Genomic DNA, 18,980 nt, shown 5'->3' on the forward strand with positions numbered 1-18,980 from the left:
GGCCGTCAGGTGAAGCCTGGCTTCCAGCTCAATGTGGTTCCCACCAGCCAGGAAATCATGGCCGCTGCAGGCCGCGAGGGGCTGCTGTCGATCCTGGCGGAAGCCGGGGCCTTCGTATCGTCTCCCAGCTGCGACTATTGCTTCGGCCGCATCGCGACGATGACATCGCACCAGCGGGCTGTTTCCACGGGCACCCTCAACGTTCGTGGGCGCATGGGAAGCCCGGATTCGGAAATCTACCTCTGCAATGCGGCGACAGTTGCCGCGTCCGCTATCGAAGGCGCGATCGCCGACCCTCGCAAGTATCTCTGAGGAGCTGCCGATGACGCTCAAAAATCTCCGTGGCCGTGTCGCATTCATCTTTGATGAGATCGACTTCGACGTCGACCAGATCGTCGGCGTCAAGAACATCAAGATCACCGATGTCGAGGAACTGGCCAAGGTTGCCATGGAATCCTACGATCCGGATTTCCATCAGCACGTGAAGCCTGGCGATATACTCGTCGGCAATTCCAATTTCGGATATGGCCACCCCCACTATCCGCCCATGCGCGCCATGCGGCATCTTGGCATTTCCGGTGTCGTCGCCGAGTCCTTCTCCCCTGGCTATTGGCGAGGGGAAATCAGCATGGGATTTCCGCAGGCCAGCTGCCCAGGAATTCTCAAGTTAGTGGATCGCTGGGATGAGATCGAGGTGGATTGGACCGCGAACGAGGTTCGCAATCTCACCAAGAACACGTCTCTGCCGATTGAGCCTCTCTCCATTGCGGATCGCGAAATGCTCGATGCAGGCGGTCTCGTTCCCTACCTCAAGCGCCCCATTGTTGCTCAATGAAAGGATCTGCCGATGCCGTTCACCAATCATCGTGAATTCCGCGAGCGTATTCTCAACCAGAAGACCGTATGGTCTGCCGGCGCCTATGATGCTCTCTCGGCAAAGTACATCGAGCAGGCCGGTTTCGACGCGGTCATGACCAGCGGCTTCGGCGTATCGGCGTCCGTTTTGGGATTGCCCGATGCTGAGCTTTATACCATGTCGGAGAACGTGAGCGTTGTTCGTAACGTTGCAAACGTCGTTAACATTCCGGTGGTTGCCGATATCGACACGGCTTATGGCAACGCGATCAATGCCATGCGCACGATCCGGGAGTTCGAGGCCACGGGTGCTGCGGCCGTGATCATGGAAGATCAGGTTTCGCCGAAGCGCTGCCCGATCTGTGTCGGCGGCGTTGAAATCATTCCGGTCGACGAAGCTGTCGGCAAGATCGCTGCGGCGGTCGAGGCACGACGCAACCCGAACATGCTGATTATTGCCCGGACGGATGCGGCCACCGAAGAGGAAGCCATCCTTCGCGCCAAGGCTTATGTTGCTGCGGGCGCGGATGTGATTCAGCCGATCAGCAAGTGCTTCAAGTCGATCGAGGGCCTTCGCACTCTGCGCCAAGAAGCGGGCGTGCCCCTCTCCCTGCAGGTTCTCGGATGGCTTGAGAAGGATCTCTCTCCGGCTGAGATCGAAAGCGTGGCCGGCATGGCCACGTTCGCCCTAGTGCCGCTGATGAGCGCCGCTCAAGCCCTGCAGGATAACCTGAAGCAGCTCATAGCGGACAAGACCACGCGCAACCTGCCGCGCCCGGTTGAGAACCATGAAAACTTCCTGGAGTTCATCGGCTTCAAGGACATCGAAGCCCAGCAGCTGAAGTATCTAAACCAGAAGCCGTCTACGACCTACAAGGCGGCCTGACACTCCCTTTCGCGGCGCCCTATATGGGCGCCGCTTTTTTATTCCATCGCGAGATCATCCTATGAACGGCTCCGCTGCGGCTCGGCCGCATTATATCACTTTGCCTGAAGGGCAGGTTCGTCTCTGGCAGGCTGGTACCGGTTCGGACCTCGTAATTGTCGCGGGCTTGACGCTCGGTGCGAATGTCGTTGCTTCGAAGCTGGGCTCTCTCCTCAAGGGGTGGCGCGCCACTGCACTTGAACTTCCAGGCATCGGCGGGTCGTCAACCTCGTCCGCACAGAATACGGATGCCATCGCAGACGCACTCTCGTGCGTGATCGCCGCGCTCGGCTTCAAGAACTATGCCTTGGCAACCTACGATCTCGAAAGCGGTGTTTTACCGGCGCTGCTCGCCAAGCTGTCCGACAAGCCTGCTCGCACGGTGACGATTGGCCTCGACCGGGCTGTGTCATGGGCGAACCGTCGCCTTCAGCCCCCTGCCCTGGAGCCGAGGCAGGACGGCACGCACTTGATTGCGCTCTGGAACTATTTGCGCGATTGCCACTTGCTGGAGCCTGGCGATGAAACGCAGCCTGCAACCGGCGGCGAACCCATCCCAAGCGTGGAAGAACTTGAAGACACCTCCGTCGCTGCAGCTGTGGCACCCCAGAATTATGCCGATGCCTGGAGTGCCTGCTTGCATGGCGTCACGAAGGCTCAGGGCCTGGAGGATATCTCTCACATTCGTCTTATGGAGGAGCTGCCGTCTGCTCTGAGAGGCCTGGATCTTGGCGGCTCGGACACTGCTCTGCCTCCAACGAAGCCTCTCTCCGATAACCGCCTTTGGCATGAATATCGCGACACCGCTCGCGGACGAGTGCATCTTCGCCGCGCCGGCGGCAATGGACAGCCATTGCTTGTTCTTCCGACAGGCGGAGGTTCCTCAGCGCAGTTCGCCCCCGTCATTACGGGGCTGGCGCAGGATCGACAGGTCTTCGCTCTCGACTATTTCGGCAATGGTCTCTCGGACAAACTGACCCGTGACGTCACGATCGAGATGCTGGCGGACGATGCGGCTGCCGTCATTGAGGCGCTTGGCTTCGAGCAGGTCGATGTCTGGGGTTCGCATACGGGTTCACTGGTTGGGCTTGAACTAGCAGTCAAATATCCTCACCTTGTTCGCCGTACGGTTCTCGAAGGCCCCGTGTTCATCTCGCCGGATTTTCAGACCGATCTTCTGGACAATTACTTCCCTGTGATCCACGCGGACAAATGGGGAATGCATCTTCCGCTCATCTGGAACTGGCGTCGCGACATGTTCCTGTACTGGCCCTGGTATCGGGTTGAGCGCAGCACGGCGCGACAGCTCGGCTTGCCGAGAGCGGAAGAGCTTCATCTGTATGCTGTCGGCATTCTCGAGAGCGGTTCCACCTATGACAAGGCCTATCGCTCCGCATTTACCTACGACACGGCAAGCCGCTTGCCGCACCTGCGCTGCCCTGCTCTGATCTGTGCCGGACCGAACGATATGCTGGTCAATGGAGTGGAGGAGTCACGGCGCTTCAACCTGCCGAACGTCGAGACAATCCTGACGCCAACAACGGTATGGTGGCCCGATCCTTCAAAGAAGGAGGCAGCTGAGACGCTGGCTCTTTACAATGAGTTCTTCAATCGCTGAGAAAGAAAAAGGGGCGGAGAAATCTACGCCCCTTTCTCATTAGGAAAGGTAGGCTTCCAGCACTTCCGGATTCTGCTTCAACTGATCCGGTGTGCCTTCCACGACGATATGGCCGCGCTTCATCACATAGCCGTAGTCACAGACCGAGAGCGCAATCGCCGCGTTCTGCTCCACGAGCAGGATCGACTGGCCCTGTTTGTGAAGGGCGACAATGGACTGGAACACCAAGTCCACGATGGCAGGCGCAAGGCCCATGGATGGTTCGTCGAGGACAAGCATCTGCGGTTTGGTCATCAAGGCCCGGCCGATGGCGAGCATCTGCTGCTCGCCGCCGCTCATGAGGCCCGCTTTCTGGGTCCGCCGCTCCTTGAGCCTGGGGAMCAGCTCATAGACGCGGTCGACAAGATCAGGCTCCTTCGCGCGGCCGGAGAAGTGGCTGAGCGCCAGGTTCTCTTCCACCGTCAGAGGTGCAACAACCATTCGACCTTCGGGAACGAAGGCAAGGCCCGAGCGCACCACGCTGTGAAGAGGAAGCTTGGAGATCTCCTGGCTTTCCAGCTTTATCGATCCCGTGATGGGCCGGTGCAGGCCAGCAATGCTGCGCAGCGTCGTGGACTTGCCCGCACCATTCGCACCCAGAAGCACGGAAAGCGAGCCCGCCTTCACCTCCAGGTCAATGGAGCGCACGGCTTGAATGGCGCCATAGCTAGCGGAGAGCTTGGATACGTTCAGCATCGTTCTTACGTCCAAAATAAGCTTCCTGCACGTCCGGGTTGGCGATGCAAGTTTTGGGATCTCCCTCGGCAAGGAGCTTTCCGAAGTTCATGACAGTGCAGCTGTCGCAGAACTCCGTGACGAGGCCCATATTGTGCTCCACCATCAGCACGGTCAGGCCACTGTCGCGCAATTCATGAACGAGACGGCCGACTGCGCTGGCCTCCGAATGGTTCATGCCGGCTGTAGGCTCATCGAGGAGGAGCAGCTTGGGATTCGAGCCGAGCGCGCGGGCGATCTCGATCCGGCGCTGTTCGCCGTAGGACAAGGTCTCGGCCAGTTCGTCGGCGCGATGATCCATGGCGACGCGCTTGAGAAGATGCATCGCATGCTCTCGCGTCTGCTTCCAGGCCGCGCGCGCTGCGGGCAGTCCGAGGAAGGACGCCCACATGCTCGTGCCGCGGCTCAGATAACACCCGGTCATGACCTGCTCGAGCACCGTCATGCCGCTGAACAGCCTGACGTTCTGATAGGTTCGGGTGATGCCGAGCTTGGCGATGTCCTGAGGAGCCATTTTCTCGAGCGGCTTGCCTTCGAAGTGAATGGTTCCCTCGGTCGGGTGGAAAAGGCCCGTGATCAGATTGATCAAGGTCGTCTTGCCCGCACCATTGGGGCCGATCAGTCCATGAACGCTGCCCTRCCGAACATGGGCATTCAATCCGCCGACGGCAGCAACGCCGCCGAAGCGTTTGACCACGTTGTTCAATTCCAGAATGACGGGAGGTGCTACGGTCTTAAGCATTGGCCGTCTTCCCCGCTGACTTTTCCGCCTCTTCACGCCGCTTCGCCGCACGCCGGAGACCGAAGGCTCTCGGATCGATCAGGCCGCGCGGCAGGAAGATCATGATGAGAAGCAGCACGACGCCCTTCCCCACATCTTCCACCGCCGGCACAATGGCCTGCATGGTAACCGGCAGCGCCGTGAAGACTGCCGCGCCGATGATCGGCCCCAGCCAGTGGAAGGATCCACCGAGAACCGTGGATGCGATCATCGTGAAGGCGATGCCGATGAAGTAGGTCTCGGGCGAGATGAATTGCAGCGTGAATGCGAGAGCCGCGCCACCGACGCCTCCGACGAGGCCGCTGATGATGAACGCGATGAACTGGATCCGATAAGGGCTGATCCCCATGGTGGATGCCACCGCCGCATCCTCGCGCACGGCGCGAGATGCCAGACCGTACCAGGACTTGTGCAAGCGATAGAACACCAGCGCAACCATCACCAGGATCACGCTAAGCTCCATGGCCGTCACATTCATCGGAACAATGAGACCATTGACTCCGCCGGTCAGCACCGGCGTGTTGAGCGCCGTCACACGGGTGATGAGCACCAGCGCGAGACTTGCCAGGGCCATCCAGTGACTTTCAAGCCGAAGGAAGGCAGCAGCGACAAGCGCGGCCGCAATACCCCCACCGATAGCGGCGATGGGGAAGGCAAGGAAGATCGAGATGTTTGAATGCGCAACCATCTGCGCCGCCAGGAAGCCACCCACTGCCGCGAAGACGACAGTGGTGAAGCTCAGGACTCCGGTCGATAGAACCGCATAGGTGCTTAGAGCGAAGAGGGCATTGACCATGGCAAACATAAAGGTACTGCCATAGGCCGCCCAGAAATCGAGGAGTGTTTCCATCGCTTATGCTCGCATGAAGCTGGCGCTGCCGAAGAGGCCGCGTGGACGGATCACAAGGAACATCAGAAGCAGGATGTAGGTGAAACCATCGCGGAATGCCGTCGAGATATACTGAGCGACGAAGACCTCGATGATACCCAGCATGATGCCGGCAATGGCCGTGCCGCGAACATCGTCGTAACCACCGACGACGACCGCCGCGAAGCCCTTCAGCATCAGGCCCTCACCAAGCGTGAAGGACACGTTGGACGTGGAGATACCGCCGAGCACGCCCGCAAGGCCTGAAGTAGCGCCTGCAAGGAAGGCCGTCAGCAGGATCACGACGCGGGAATTCACGCCGCCCAACGCGGCCGCAACCTCATTCCACCCGACTGCGCGCATGGCTGCGCCCAGTCGAGTTTTCTGAATGAGAAGATAGATCCCGACCGTGCAGACGATGAGCGAGAGAATGATGATGATCTGCATCTGCGGAATGCGCAGCGGCCCTAAGTTCACCATTTGGTTCGGATAGCTCGAAGCTGGGAAGGCAAGGCTCTGCTGACCGGTGGCGAAACCGGCAAGGCTGTCGAGAATGATCCAGAATGCGATGCTGGTGATTAGAGCTCCCAGCATTCCCGCCTTCCGAGCGCGAAGCGGCTGGAAGCCGATCTGATCGACGACGACGGCGATGAGACCACCGCCGAGAACGCCTGAAAGCACCGCTATGGGGAATGGTGCCCCTGTTTTCTCCACGACATAGTATCCGATGATGGCCGCCCAGCTGGCATAGGTGCCGTGCGCCGCATTGAGGATGCCAAGCGTGGAGAACACGAGGCCGAAGCCGATCCCGAATAGGGCGTAGAGTGAACCCAACGCCCATCCGTTAATCAATTGCTCGACAAAGAGCTGCATGTCACTTCTGCTCCCAGCTGACGACCTTGCCGTCCTTAGACCAGTTCGCGATCAGCGAGTTCTGAACGTCGGCTTGGCCGTTGACCATCGGCAGACCGCCATAGACGTTCGGCTCGAGCTTGGTGCTCTTGGCGATCGCTTCGGCGAGAGCTTCGCGGGTAGGCTTGCCGTCAAGAGACTTCAGGCCCTGCGCGATGGAATAGATCGCCGTGTAACCCTGCGCCGAATAGGTGTCCGGTGCTTCCTTGAACTTCTGCTGATAGCCGTCGACGAACTTCTTCGCCTCGGGGCTTTTCGAGATTTCGGCAGCGAAGGCGATGGGGAACGGCACACCGGCGAGCGGCTCGCCGATCTTCTTGAAGACAGGCGCGGGAGAAATCACGTCCGACGCGGTGATCTGGCCGGTATAACCGCGAGCGCGCAGGGCGGCGATGATGCCGGCAGCCGGAGTCTGCGTCGTCCAGACCATGATGAGATCAGGATTCGTGCCCATGGCCTGCGTGGCAGGAGCCGTGAAGTCTGTGTCGCTGGAGAGAATGCTCACCACGCCTGCGGTCTTCACGCCCGCCTCTTCCATGACCTTCTGCGCGGCCTTGAAGCGTCCCTGGAAGCCCTCGTTGTCCGCGTTGACGAAATAGGCGGCCGTCTTGGGCTTAAGCTTCTCGGCGATCAGCTTCGTCATTTTCACTTCCTGAGGGCCAGGAAGCGCGACGATGGAAGTGACATAAGGCAGCTGCGGCAGGCCCGGCAGCGTTGCGCCGTAGATCACCAACGGGATCTTCGAATTGGTAGCAACCGGTTTCATGGCGCCCGCCACCGGCGAGAGAATGCAGCAGGTCACGGCGATGACATTACGGTCGGCGACGAACTGTGTCAGAGCCTGAACCGAACGCGCGGCATCGGAGCCGCTTTCCTTCTCGGTAAGGCGTAGCTTGACGCCCTCGCCTGCCCAATTGCTCTGATTGATTTCTTCGACCGCGAGTTCCGCTCCGCGCTCATAGGATACACCAGCCGCGGCTAGGGGGCCGGTGCTCTCAGAGACAAATCCGATTGTATATTCACCTGGCGCCGGGGCCGCAGTGGCAGCGAGCGGAGCAAGCGCTCCGGCTGCAACCGTGAGCGCGAGAATGCCGTCGCGGATCGTTCTTGGCGTGTTCGTCCAGTCCTTCATTGCACTTATCCTCCGGTACGAGACCTTATGTTTGGCGTTTGGTATTTGCCGGAAACAACTTTGCCGCTGTAGCGACCCATGATCAGCGATGGAGATCAACGGTTGCTGAAGCAGAGCAGTTACAATCCGGCCAAGCAGTTGAGCAGGATCCCTACTGCTCAACCAACGCTTTAATTCAGGAATCTTTGAACGTGGCGATGCGGATCACATCCGCAAGTCGTTTCGGCGACGAAGGCGCCAGACATCTTTTAAAATGTGCGTTCGCGAGTGGATGGTCCACTTGGCGCCTCCCTGAGATTTTGTTTCTCATTGAGCGCAGGTTAGGACCATTCAAAGTTTTCTGTCAATCAGCAAAACGCATTTCATACGATGAAATAGAGGTGAGCCATTGTGAAGCGTCTCTCCGAGCGTCGGCTCAATCGGCGCAGGGAAGGAGGAACACCCCTTCCCCAAACCATAACAATCAGCGCGTACCGCCGCCGTTCAGGCGCCGCTCGATCTGCTCAGCCGCCGCAAGAACGCGATCAATGTGTACAGGGCGACCCCGGTTCACCATCTGAGGCGTCAAGCCGGCTATGSTGATGCAGCACACGACTTCTCCGTCCTTGCCGAGAACCGGTGCAGCGAGAGCCGTCAGGCCAACCGCAACGTCGTCAATTGCGCATTCCCAGCCGCGCTTGCGGATCTTGGTCAGTTGCGCACGAAGTTCATTAGGGTCGGTCACACTCTTCGGAGTCAGGGCCGCCATTGGGCGCTTGAGAGCCCGATTGATTTCCTGCTGGGATTGATACGCCAGCATGAGCTTGGGAGCTCCACCACAATTGTAGGGCAAAGTTCCACCCACAGCCCACCAATGGACTTCGATGCCTTTCATGTCGTGAATGCGCTCGAGGCAAATCACGTCGCCTTCATCGTAGACAGAGATGAACGCCGTGATGTGAAGCTCAGATGCAAGCTCCGTCATGACCGGCATCGCAATAGCGCGCAGGTCCAGATCGTCCGCGACATTGGACGCGAGATCGCGGATAGCGCGGCCCAGACGGTAATGCTGGCTGGCAGGATCCTGCGCGATGAAGCCACTGTCCATGAGCGTCAGGAGGAGGCGACGTGTCGTTCCCTTATCGAGACCGGTGATCTGCGTCACTTCCGCAAGCGACTGCAAACCCTTACCCGCAAAGGAATTCAGAACAGCCAGCGCCCGCGTGACGGCTCGTACATTGTGAGTGCTACTTACTTTTGTCGTCATTCTTGTTGCCTAAGATGGTTTTCCCTCTTTGTGACGGTATTCATGCCCCGTAGCAAGTTGGCACGAACGCCACCCGCGAGAATTACCATGTCGCAGAATGAAACACAAATCGTCATTTGACACGCTATGAATTCGATGGTTCCATTCCCAGGATAATCGGGACGCGACGTCTGGGTGCTTTCTGAAGCCTCAGGGCGGTACAATCGGGATGCTGCGTCGCACAACACGGCCCAAAATCAGCAATCAACGGCCCTCCCGAGCAAGATGAAGAACCGTGCCCTTTTCGGGCAGGATAAATTGGGAAACGCCTAATGACGATGACATCTCATGTTCGCACGGATGACCTGATGGCTGTGGATGMCTTGCAGCGCGCGCTTGGAGACGACCGCGTTCTCGCGGATGCCGCCACGCGCGACTATTATGCCAACGACATCTTCTGGCAACCCGGCATCCCTCCCCTGGCCGTCATTCTTCCCCAGAGCCAGCAAGAGGTGTCCGAGGCCGTTCGCGTTGCAACGGACGAGGGCCTGTCTGTCGTTCCGCGCGGCGGCGGCATGTCTTACACTAAAGGATACCTGCCGGACCGGGCAGATTCCATTGTCATCGATACGCGCAAGCTCGACGGCATCATCGAGCTCAACACGGATGATCTTTATGTCACCGTGGAAGCGGGCTGCACTTGGGCGAAGCTCAACGAGGCCCTGGAAAGCACAGGTCTTCGCACAGGATATTGGGGCCCGCTCTCCGGCGTGAACGCCACCATTGGCGGCGCACTTTCACAGAACAGCGCATTCTTTGGCTCCGCGCTCAACGGCACTGTTGCCGAGGCTGTTCTGGGCGTCACCGTCGTCCTCGCCGATGGCCGCATCGTCACCACGGGATCCGGCGGGCGCAAGAACACGAAACCCTTCTCCCGCTATGGTGGCCCTGATCTGACCGGCATGTTCCTTGGCGATAACGGCGCCTTCGGCATCAAGGTCTCCACGACTCTGAGGCTCTGGCCGAAGCCGAGCGAGATCGGCTTTCTGTCCTTCGGCTTCACGAGCCTGCAGAACATGGCTGCGGCGCAAACCGACATGGCACGCACGCGACTTGTCTCGGAAGGCTTCGGCATCGACCGAAACAAAGCCAGTCACTCCGCCAGCGTCAACCGCATCTCGGATGGCTTGAAGACTCTCGGCAATGTCGCAAAAGCCGGCAAGACGATGCTGCAGGGCCTGAAAGAAGCTGCCAGTGTCGCTGCCGGCGGAACGGCCTTCCTGAAAGCGCACAACTATACGCTCCACATCGTGACGGAAGCTCACTCACCGGAGCAGCTGAAGGTCGCGCTCGAAACACTGCGCGCCATCGGCCGCAAGCACGGAACGGAGATCGAGAACACCGTTCCGAAGGTAATGCGCTCGAAGCCCTTCTCGCCGGTTCGCGGCATGCTGGGCCTGAACGGAGAGCGCTGGGTGCCGATCCATGCGGTCTTCCCACTGAGCGAAGCCCAGAATGTCGTGAATGCCAACGAAGCCTATTTCGAGCAGAAGAAGGATTTCATGGAGACACACGGCATTCTCTATTCCGTAATGAGCATGACCGTCGGAAACGAGTTCTTCCTTGAGCCTGCCTTCTACTGGAACGACGAAATCACGCCGCTGCATGCCGCAAGCGTCGGCGCAGACACGGTCAAGCCGTGGCTGGGACGCCCGGCCAATCCTGAAGCGCGCAACGCTGTCGCCGAACTCCGGCGCGGATGCCAGGAGCTCTATGCAGGCCTCGGCGGCGTCAGCTGGCAGGTGGCAAGAGATTATCCATTCGAATCCATCTTGAGCGCCAACACATGGTCTCTGGCACAGGACATCAAGAAAGCACTCGATCCGAAGGGGCTGATGAATCCGGGCTCTTTGGGACTGGCTCGCTAAAATTTGACCCAGAAGTAGAAAGGCGCCCTAGAGAGGGCGCCTTTCTTTTTGTGCCTTAGCTTGCGGAACTTGGGCATCTCGTTGATGCCAGCGATCACTACGACCAAAGAAAAAGCGTGACCGTGAGGCCACGCTTGAAGCTGATTTCTTGGAAGAGTGTTTCAGCTACGGCTTCTTCCACTCGATGATCCGCCCATCCTCGGACCATTGAGCGAGGATGGGCTTCTCGAGGATTGCCTGGCCGTTCTGGATCGGAAGGCCACCGTAAAGATTACGTTCGAGAGACGTCATCTTCGCCATGCTTTCACCGAGCGTTTCACGCGTCGGAGCAGCATTGAGGCCTTTCATGCCCTGGCCGATGAAGTACAAGGCGGTGTAGCCCTGAACCGCGTAGCTATCGGGCTTTTCTCCGTATTTTTCGCTGTACTTCGTCGCAAAAGCCTTCGCCGCAGGATCACTCAGAAGATCCGGCGAGAAGTTCGTCGGGAACGGGATCTGCAGAATGGACGGACCCAGCTTCTTGAAGACCGCCATCGAAGCAATCACGTCCGAGGTCGCGATTATTCCCTTGTAGCCACGCGCCCGCAGCGACGCGATAATGCCCGCGGTTGGCGTTTGAATGGCATAGATCTGGATCATATCCGGATTGAGCGCCATGGCCTGTGTCGCAGGCGCTGTGAAGTCCGTATCGGCACCGAAGATCGAAATGACTCCCGACGTCTTTGCGCCGGATTCTTCCATGATCTTCTGAGACGCCTTCATGCGCCCCTGATAGGTTTCATTGTCCGCCATGACGAAATAGGCGACTGTCTTGGGCTTGATCTCTTCCGACAAGCGCTTTGCCATGAAGACATCGCGAAGACCGGCGACATCGGAGGCGTTGTAGACGTAGGGCGGCTCGGGAAGGCCGGGCGCTGTGGCGCCATAAATCACCATCGGCATCTTGCCGTTCTTAGTGACCGGCTTCATGGCGTTGACTGTCGGAGACAACAGGCAGCAGCTTACGGCTAGAATCGAGCGGTCGGCAATGAACTGCGAGAGGGCCTGAATGCCGCGCGCCGTGTCGGTTCCGCTCTCCTTCTCGACAAGGCTGACCTTTACGTTCGGACCGATATAGGATGTGGCGTTCATCTCCTCGACGGCAAGCTCGGCGCCTCGTGCAAAGGTGATGCCCGCGGCAGCGATCGGGCCTGTCTTTTCCGCGATGAAGCCGACCTTGTATTCGCCGGACGGCGGCGCGGCCTGCACCACATTTAGCATGACTGGACTGAGTAGAGCGGCAGCGCCGATAATAGTCGTGAATAAGCCATGGCGTCGCGCCCCGCGTCTCATCGAGATCGGCATCGTAATCCTCCTGATTTCTTTTTCGGAAAAGTTTTTCTTATGGCTTTTCCCAAGAGTAAGCCGCGAGAAAGAAAGCTGTCAAGCAATGACAATCGTTTTGCTAGATGACACGAATCGCTTACTAGCGCTTTTCCTGCCGCAATCGAGATCTCCCACGACCCCACATATTTCATACTGTGATACATGACTCGCAGTTTGACACTTCTGGAACTGCTGCCATACTGAACGGCAAATCAAAGAATGATGTGGCCTCGCGCCCATGTGGCTTCGCAAGAAGCCGATAGGGATGGAAACATGATTGGCTCACCGCAATCGCGCGACGTATCGGAGTCAGAGCACGCGAAAGCTGGATTGGATCATCGGCATCCTTGGCAGAAGTCGTATCCGGCGGCATGCCGCTGGGACGTTCCAATACTCACTACGACCCTGCCATCGATGGTCGATGATGCAGCAGCGAAGTGGGGTGAGCGCCCTGCGGTGAATTATCTCGGGCACCGTCTGAGTTTCAGCGAGATCAGAAAAAGATCCGTGAGATTGGCTGCCGGCCTTCTGCAGCGAGGTGTAGAGCCTGAGACGGCCATGGCCGTCTATATGCCCAACACGCCCTATCAMCAGATCGTGCTGTTTGCTCTCACCCGGATCGGAGTAAGGCAAGTCAACCTGAGCCCGCTCGATGCCTATCGCGAGATCGAGTTCAAGCTCAAGGATAGCGGCGCGAGAACCATCATCATCCTCAACCGCGATGAGTATCTCGATAAGGCTTTACGTCTTCTCGGCGAAGGCGCTCTGGATCAGATTATCGTCGCGGATGAGAGCGAATGGGATCCCGCAAGTGCGGAATTTGCGCCTCAAAATGATCCTCGTATTGTCTCGATATCAGATATCATGACATCTGAAGAACCTGCGGCATGGCCTGCGATCACGAAAGATATGGTGGCCGTGCTTCAATATACGGGTGGAACCACCGGCCATCCGAAGGCGGCAATGCTCAGCCATGCCAATCTGACTGCCGCCATCGACATCGCTGTCCATTGGAAGGACGAGATCGTTCCCGTGCCAGGTGAGGAGCGCGTGATCGGCGTTCTCCCTCTCTTTCATTCTTACGCGATGCTCTTCCTCACTCTCAGGCAGTTCCGCGAGGGCAATGAAGTTTATCTGCATCGGCGGTTCGATGTCGAAACCGCCATTGGAGAAATCGAGACGAGCAGGATTACGATTTTTCCCGGCGTCCCCACCATGTGGATCGCGATTGCAAATCATCCCGGCGCCGAGAGCCGCGACTTCTCCTCCCTGCGTCTCTGCATATCCGGAGGAGCGCCCATGCCGACCGAGGTCGCGCGCCGTGTCGAGACAACCGTCGGGCAACGCATGCTTGGCGGCTGGGGATTGACCGAGGCCTCGCCTGTCGGAACCGAAATTCCCGTATCCGCCACCATGAGGCCAGGCCTGATCGGCGTGCCGCAACCCGGCATCGAACTGCAGGTCGTCTCATTGGACGATCCGCGCCAAGTGCTCTCGCCCAATGAGGTCGGCGAACTGAGAATTCGGGGCCCCAATATCTGCAAGGGCTATTGGAACAGGCCTGAGGAGAATGCGAAATCCTTCGTCGATGGCTACTTTCTGACCGGCGATATCGGCATCATGGATGACGACGGCCTTTATGCTCTCGTGGATCGCAAGAAAAGCCTCATCATTTCGAGCGGCTTCAACATTTATCCAACCACTGTCGAGAATGCGATCTACGAGCATCCCGATGTGGCCGAGGTCCTCGTGATCGGCGTTCCCGACAGCTACAAGGGGCAGGCGGTCAAAGCGTTCGTCACACTGCGTGAAGCGTCGCCTCCACTCACGCTTGAGGATCTGCGCACTTTCCTCAAGGATCGCCTCGGACGGCACGAGATGCCTATGGCTTTGGAAGTTCGTGAATCGCTTCCACGCAGCGCGGCCGGAAAGCTCCTGCGACGTGTTCTCGAAGAGCAGGAATCCGCCAGTGCCGCTTCAGCCATCAATCAATAGGAATGCAAGATGGACTTGAACTTCACCTCTGAAGAAATCGCCTTCCGTGATGAAGTGCGCTCCTTTCTTGCCTCCGAGATTCCCGACGCCATCAAACGCAAGCAGTTCTCCGGGCATGAGTTGACCAAGGACGACATTGTCACGGTTCAGCGCATCCTCAATGCCCGCGGATGGGCAGTGCCGCACTGGCCGGTGGAATGGGGCGGCCAGGATTGGACGCCGGTTCAACACTACATCTTCAACGACGAGTTGGAGCGTGCGTCGGTTCCGACACCCCTGCCTTTCAACACGGCTCTCGTCGGCCCCGTGATCGCGGCATTCGGATCAGATGCCTTGAAGCAGCGCTTTCTTGCAGCGACCGCGAACCTCGATATCTGGTGGTGCCAAGGCTTCTCAGAACCGGAAGCCGGATCTGACCTCGCCGCCGTCAAGACGACGGCGCGGCGCGAAGGCGATTATTACATCGTCAATGGACAGAAGACCTGGACGACCCAGGCGCATTTCGCGGACTGGATGTTCTGCCTCGTTCGAACGAACACAGGCGCCAAGAAGCAGGAGGGCATCAGCTTCCTCCTCTTCGATATGCGCTCTCCCGGCGTGACTGTGCGACCCATCCAGCTCATCGATGGAGGCCATGAGGTCAACGAGGTTTTCTTCGACAACGTCCGCGTTCCTGCCGACCAACTCGTCGGCGAGGAGAACAAGGGCTGGTCCTATGCGAAGTACCTGCTTGGACAGGAACGCACGAGCATTGCCCGCGTCGGCTTCACCAAGACACAGGTCGAGCGGATTAAGACGATTGCCAAGCGAACACCCAGCAAATTCGGGACGATGCTGGACGACCCCATCTTCAGACGCCGCGTCACTGAGCTCGAGGTAGAGCTGAAAGCCCTCGAGATGACGCAGCTCAGGGTCGTGACCGCCGAGGGAAAACAAAAGTCCAATGTCGCCAATCCCATCACGTCGGTTTTGAAGATCAAAGGCTCGGACCTGCAACAGACCGCAACCGAACTTCTTCTCGATCTGCTTGGGCCTGCGACTTCGAGCGCATCCGAACGGCTGAGTTCTCAATTCGACGAACAGGCTATCGTCAGCACCTACTTCAATTGGCGCAAGGTCTCCATCTTTGGCGGGTCCAACGAGATCCAGCGCAACATCATCTCCAAGGCGATCCTTGGCTTCTAAAGGCGCAGTTTCATGAACTTCGAATTCTCCGAGGAGCAGTCTCTCTTCAAGAACAGCCTCGAGCGCATGATCGCTGAGACATATAATTTCGAAACCCGTCAGAAGGCTTTGATGGCCGGTACCCCAACGGTCGATGGGTGGTCCAAGCTGGCCGAACTCGGCGCTCTTGGCTTGTCGATTGATGAAGCCTATGGCGGATTCGGCGGCGGGCCTTCTGAGACGATGATCGTCATGGAAGCCTTCGGCCGACACCTCGTGAATGAACCGTATCTCGCAACGGCCATTCTGGCGGGCACACTCGTTCGTCGCGCCGGAACGGAGCAGCAAAAGGAGCAGCTCTTAAGCCAGATCGCGGAAGGATCCCTGAAGCTGGCTTTTGCTCATGCGGAGCGGCAAGCGCGCTATGACTTGAACCATGTCGCTACGAAGGCCGTGCGCGATGGTGACAGTTGGATCATTGACGGCAGCAAGGAAGGTATCCTTTACGGCGCTCAAGCTAACCTCCTCGTTGTCAGCGYACGAAGTGCTGGCACGATCAACGACCCGCAAGGCGTTACGCTATTCCTCATCGATCCGCTTGCACCAGGTGTCACGGTATCAGGATATTCCATGCATGATGGCGGGAGCGCAGCCGACGTAATGCTTGAGGGCGTGCGCGTCGACCAGGGTACGATGCTAGGCGATGTCCATCAAGCAGCTCTCGTCATCCTTGAGGCGTTCGATCTGGCTGTAGCAGCACTTTGCATGGAAGCCGTCGGCGCCATGGCAGCCTTGCATGAACTGACCGTCGACTATCTCAAAGTCCGCAAGCAGTTCGGTGTAGCCATTGGAACCTTCCAGGCTCTCCAGCACCGCGCCGTCGATATGTATATCGCATTGGAGCAGGCTCGCAGCATGGCGGTTTACGCCATGCTGATGGCTGAATCGGCCGATCCTGTAGAGCGGCAGAAAGCCATCTCCGCAGCGAAGGTTCAGATCAACCGGTCAGCACGCTTCATCGGCCAGCAGGCGATCCAGCTCCATGGCGGCATCGGCATGACGACGGAGTATCAAGCCGGCCACTATTTTAAACGCCTGACCATGATCGAGACACAGCTTGGCGATACGGATTACCATGCGACCCGCCTAGAAGCCGCAGAGTAGAACTTACCGTTCGAAACGGGACATCCTCTTCGAAGGAAAAAGCCGATGGCACAGGATCCGGCCTCCATCCAGGAGCTCCAGTCACATGCAGTCCTTGAATTCGATCATCCGGCCAGCATGGTCCGGTATGTTGGGAAGAAGCTCGGAACAAGCGCCTGGCATGTGATCGACCAGACCATGGTGGATGAATTCGCCCGTGTTACGGGCGACGACCAATGGATCCATGTCGACATCGAGCGCGCCAAGCGCGAGCTGCCTCAAGGCTCCACCATTGCACACGGTTTTCTGCTGCTCTCCCTGGTCGCTACATGGATGCAAGAAATCTACCGTATCCAGGGCGCGACGCGATCGATCAATTACGGATTCGATCATCTCCGGTTTCTCAGCCCGGTTCCTGTTGGATCCCGGGTCAGATTGCACCAGACACTCAAGAATGCGGAAATCATCAAAGGTGGCGTACGCCTATTGATCGAGTGCGGCATCGAAATTGAAAATTCACAAAAGCCCGCATTGGTGGCTCAGCACATCACATTAGCACTGGAAAGTTAGTTCCGGGGGCAGCTATAGATGTCAGCGATATTCGATGAACATTGGCTAAACGTTCTAAAATAACGAAGGCATTTCCATTATGGCTTCTCCCCTCACGTTCGTCCACGACATCGATGTTGATGTGGTGTGTGTCGGAGCCGGACTGGGAGGCTTGGCGGCAGCGATTCGAGCGCACGACCTCGGACTGTCCGTCCTTCTGCTTGAAAGTTCGTCTTATGTCGGTGGCGGAGCGGCCTATAGCGGCGGCCTGTATTGGCTGCCGGGTCTCAGCGACGGCGATACGCTCGAAGTTGCGAACGAGTACCTGAGCTATGTCGAGGGCGAGCGGGCTGTCGGCGGCAGGAACAACCGTGCTCGGCTCCTTGCCTTCATGTCCGAAGCGGCCCGCTATTATATGTCGGTCGGCGTCAATCTCGATGTGGTCCCAGGCAATCCGGATGTCTTCTACCCTGATGCGCCCGGCTCGACAGCCTCTGGGCGGATGTTCGAAAGCGCCATTGCCGGACCGATACTGGGCGAATGGCGTAGCAAGCTCATGCCGAGCCCGCATTATCGCATAGGGTTGCGCCATCGCGAATTATACGACGATACGCTCTCCAAAGATGAGAAGCAGAAGATGTTCGCATTGCGCGAGGATCAAGACTTTCTCACCATGGGTTTGGGCTTGGCCGGAGCATTCGCGCATGCCGYGCTCGTCCAACGCCGGATCTTGTGCTGGACGGATCATCGCGCTGTCCGTCTCCTCTCGTCTGAGGGCAGAGTCGTCGGCGTTGAAGCCTCCGCCCCGGAAGGTGGACGTGTTCGCGTGCGCGCCCGTCGCGGCGTTATGCTGGCGACGGGCGGTTACGGCTGGTCGCCAGATGCAGCCGACATGGAAGGGCTTCCCGATTTCGAGGAAGCCGGCCCGCCTTCGATTGCCGGCGATCATCTGTCGCTCGCAGCATCCCATGGCGCCGCAATCATGCGTGGCGGCGGCCCGCAATTTTCCATGGGTGCGATCATCAACCCTGAAGATCATCATCCCGGCAGCGTCGAACCCGTCTGCCGGCAGCTCTTCGATGTGATGGGCATGCCGCATACGTTGGTGGTCAACCGGAATGGCGTCCGGTTCGGCGACGAGAGCTATTATGTCGGCATCAACGAAGCCCTGCGAAGCTGGGATGCGCGGGCGAAGAAGTGGATCAACTTCCCATGTTTCCTGATCCTCGACGATCAATTCCGCCGATCCTATCCTCTGGCGGGATTGCCGGCAGGATCCGACTATCCATCGAACATCGTACGTGCCGATGATCTGACGACGCTTGCGAACCTGCTTGGGATCGACGCCACTGCGCTGACGGAGACGATTGACCGTTTCAATGACAATGCCGAGCGCGGCCTCGATCCCGATTTCGGACGAGGCAGCCTCCCATTCGTGCGGCGACGCTATGGCGATCCGGATCATCATCCGAACGCCAATCTCGGCCCTGTCAGCCAACCGCCATTTTATGGCGTGCCGCTGCATCTGCTCGGCACAGGAATGTGCACCTTCGGCATCAGCACGGATGAGGAAGGCCGTGTTCTGAGACATGACGGCACATCCGTGCCCGGCCTGTTCGCGACTGGAAACGCGGCCGCGACGAGCGAATTCCGCGGATACGTCACGGGCTATGCCAACAGCCGCAACTTCGCCATGGCCTATGCTGCTATGAACGCGGCCGCCGGCTAGAGCCTCGGACCCAAAAG

Annotated in this window: 17 protein-coding genes; 10 read left to right on the forward strand and 7 right to left on the reverse strand. The window is 58.5% G+C overall.

What is annotated here, in order from left to right:
• The 4 genes from ACXJKO_RS21325 to ACXJKO_RS21340 form a co-directional block, all read left to right on the forward strand.
• The coding region (locus ACXJKO_RS21325) for an aconitase family protein (protein WP_457093084.1) at positions 1-312 on the forward strand (312 nt) is incomplete at its 5' end.
• 10 nt (positions 313-322) lie between these two features.
• A complete protein-coding gene (locus ACXJKO_RS21330; protein ID WP_457093085.1) occupies positions 323-835 on the forward strand; it encodes a 3-isopropylmalate dehydratase in 513 nt (170 codons plus the stop codon).
• A 12-nt stretch (positions 836-847) separates the two neighbouring features.
• On the forward strand, positions 848-1,741 hold the full coding sequence (locus ACXJKO_RS21335; RefSeq protein ID WP_457093086.1) for an isocitrate lyase/PEP mutase family protein: 894 nt from the start codon (positions 848-850) through the stop codon (positions 1,739-1,741).
• Positions 1,742-1,802: 61 nt separating this feature from the next.
• Positions 1,803-3,398 carry an alpha/beta fold hydrolase gene (locus tag ACXJKO_RS21340; protein WP_457093087.1) on the forward strand — a complete coding sequence of 532 codons (1,596 nt, stop codon included), beginning with the start codon at positions 1,803-1,805 and terminating at the stop codon, positions 3,396-3,398.
• Positions 3,399-3,437: 39 nt separating this feature from the next.
• Here the strand turns inward: ACXJKO_RS21340 and ACXJKO_RS21345 are convergent, their stop codons facing one another.
• From ACXJKO_RS21345 to ACXJKO_RS21370, 6 genes are all read right to left on the reverse strand, one after another.
• Positions 3,438-4,133 carry an ABC transporter ATP-binding protein gene (locus ACXJKO_RS21345; protein WP_457093088.1) on the reverse strand — a complete coding sequence of 232 codons (696 nt, stop codon included), beginning with the start codon at positions 4,131-4,133 and terminating at the stop codon, positions 3,438-3,440.
• Positions 4,105-4,914: an ABC transporter ATP-binding protein gene (locus ACXJKO_RS21350; RefSeq protein ID WP_457093089.1), complete on the reverse strand. Its 810-nt coding sequence runs from the start codon at positions 4,912-4,914 to the stop codon at positions 4,105-4,107. The genes ACXJKO_RS21345 and ACXJKO_RS21350 overlap by 29 nt, the downstream gene beginning before the upstream one ends.
• On the reverse strand, positions 4,907-5,803 hold the full coding sequence (locus tag ACXJKO_RS21355) for a branched-chain amino acid ABC transporter permease (protein ID WP_457093090.1): 897 nt from the start codon (positions 5,801-5,803) through the stop codon (positions 4,907-4,909). The genes ACXJKO_RS21350 and ACXJKO_RS21355 overlap by 8 nt, the downstream gene beginning before the upstream one ends.
• Positions 5,804-5,806: 3 nt before the next feature.
• On the reverse strand, positions 5,807-6,694 hold the full coding sequence (locus ACXJKO_RS21360; RefSeq protein ID WP_457093091.1) for a branched-chain amino acid ABC transporter permease: 888 nt from the start codon (positions 6,692-6,694) through the stop codon (positions 5,807-5,809).
• 1 nt (position 6,695) lies between these two features.
• Positions 6,696-7,865: an ABC transporter substrate-binding protein gene (locus ACXJKO_RS21365; protein WP_457093092.1), complete on the reverse strand. Its 1,170-nt coding sequence runs from the start codon at positions 7,863-7,865 to the stop codon at positions 6,696-6,698.
• 463 nt (positions 7,866-8,328) lie between these two features.
• Positions 8,329-9,111: an IclR family transcriptional regulator gene (locus tag ACXJKO_RS21370; RefSeq protein WP_457093093.1), complete on the reverse strand. Its 783-nt coding sequence runs from the start codon at positions 9,109-9,111 to the stop codon at positions 8,329-8,331.
• A gap of 311 nt (positions 9,112-9,422) precedes the next feature.
• On the opposite strand from ACXJKO_RS21370, the gene ACXJKO_RS21375 reads away from it, so the two are divergent.
• Positions 9,423-11,018 (forward strand): FAD-binding oxidoreductase, encoded by a 1,596-nt coding sequence (locus ACXJKO_RS21375; RefSeq protein WP_457093094.1) that lies wholly within the window; start codon positions 9,423-9,425, stop codon positions 11,016-11,018.
• A gap of 165 nt (positions 11,019-11,183) precedes the next feature.
• Here ACXJKO_RS21375 and ACXJKO_RS21380 read toward each other — a convergent pair whose 3' ends face one another.
• Positions 11,184-12,362, reverse strand: coding sequence for an ABC transporter substrate-binding protein (locus ACXJKO_RS21380; protein ID WP_457093095.1), 1,179 nt, complete (start codon positions 12,360-12,362; stop codon positions 11,184-11,186).
• A gap of 435 nt (positions 12,363-12,797) precedes the next feature.
• Between ACXJKO_RS21380 and ACXJKO_RS21385 the strand changes: the two genes are divergently transcribed.
• From ACXJKO_RS21385 to ACXJKO_RS21405, 5 genes are all read left to right on the forward strand, one after another.
• On the forward strand, positions 12,798-14,378 hold the full coding sequence (locus ACXJKO_RS21385) for an AMP-binding protein (protein ID WP_457093096.1): 1,581 nt from the start codon (positions 12,798-12,800) through the stop codon (positions 14,376-14,378).
• Between the two features lie 9 nt (positions 14,379-14,387).
• Positions 14,388-15,563: an acyl-CoA dehydrogenase family protein gene (locus tag ACXJKO_RS21390; RefSeq protein WP_457093097.1), complete on the forward strand. Its 1,176-nt coding sequence runs from the start codon at positions 14,388-14,390 to the stop codon at positions 15,561-15,563.
• 12 nt (positions 15,564-15,575) lie between these two features.
• Positions 15,576-16,706: an acyl-CoA dehydrogenase family protein gene (locus tag ACXJKO_RS21395; RefSeq protein ID WP_457093098.1), complete on the forward strand. Its 1,131-nt coding sequence runs from the start codon at positions 15,576-15,578 to the stop codon at positions 16,704-16,706.
• Between the two features lie 45 nt (positions 16,707-16,751).
• The gene (locus tag ACXJKO_RS21400; RefSeq protein ID WP_457093099.1) at positions 16,752-17,255 is read left to right on the forward strand and encodes a MaoC family dehydratase; all 504 of its coding nucleotides are present in this window, start codon (positions 16,752-16,754) and stop codon (positions 17,253-17,255) included.
• Between the two features lie 79 nt (positions 17,256-17,334).
• Entirely contained in the window at positions 17,335-18,963 is a 1,629-nt protein-coding gene (locus ACXJKO_RS21405; RefSeq protein ID WP_457093100.1) for an FAD-binding protein, read from the forward strand.
• The last annotated feature ends 17 nt before the right edge of the window (positions 18,964-18,980 follow it).

It is taken from the genome of Microvirga sp. P5_D2, assembly GCF_054049475.1.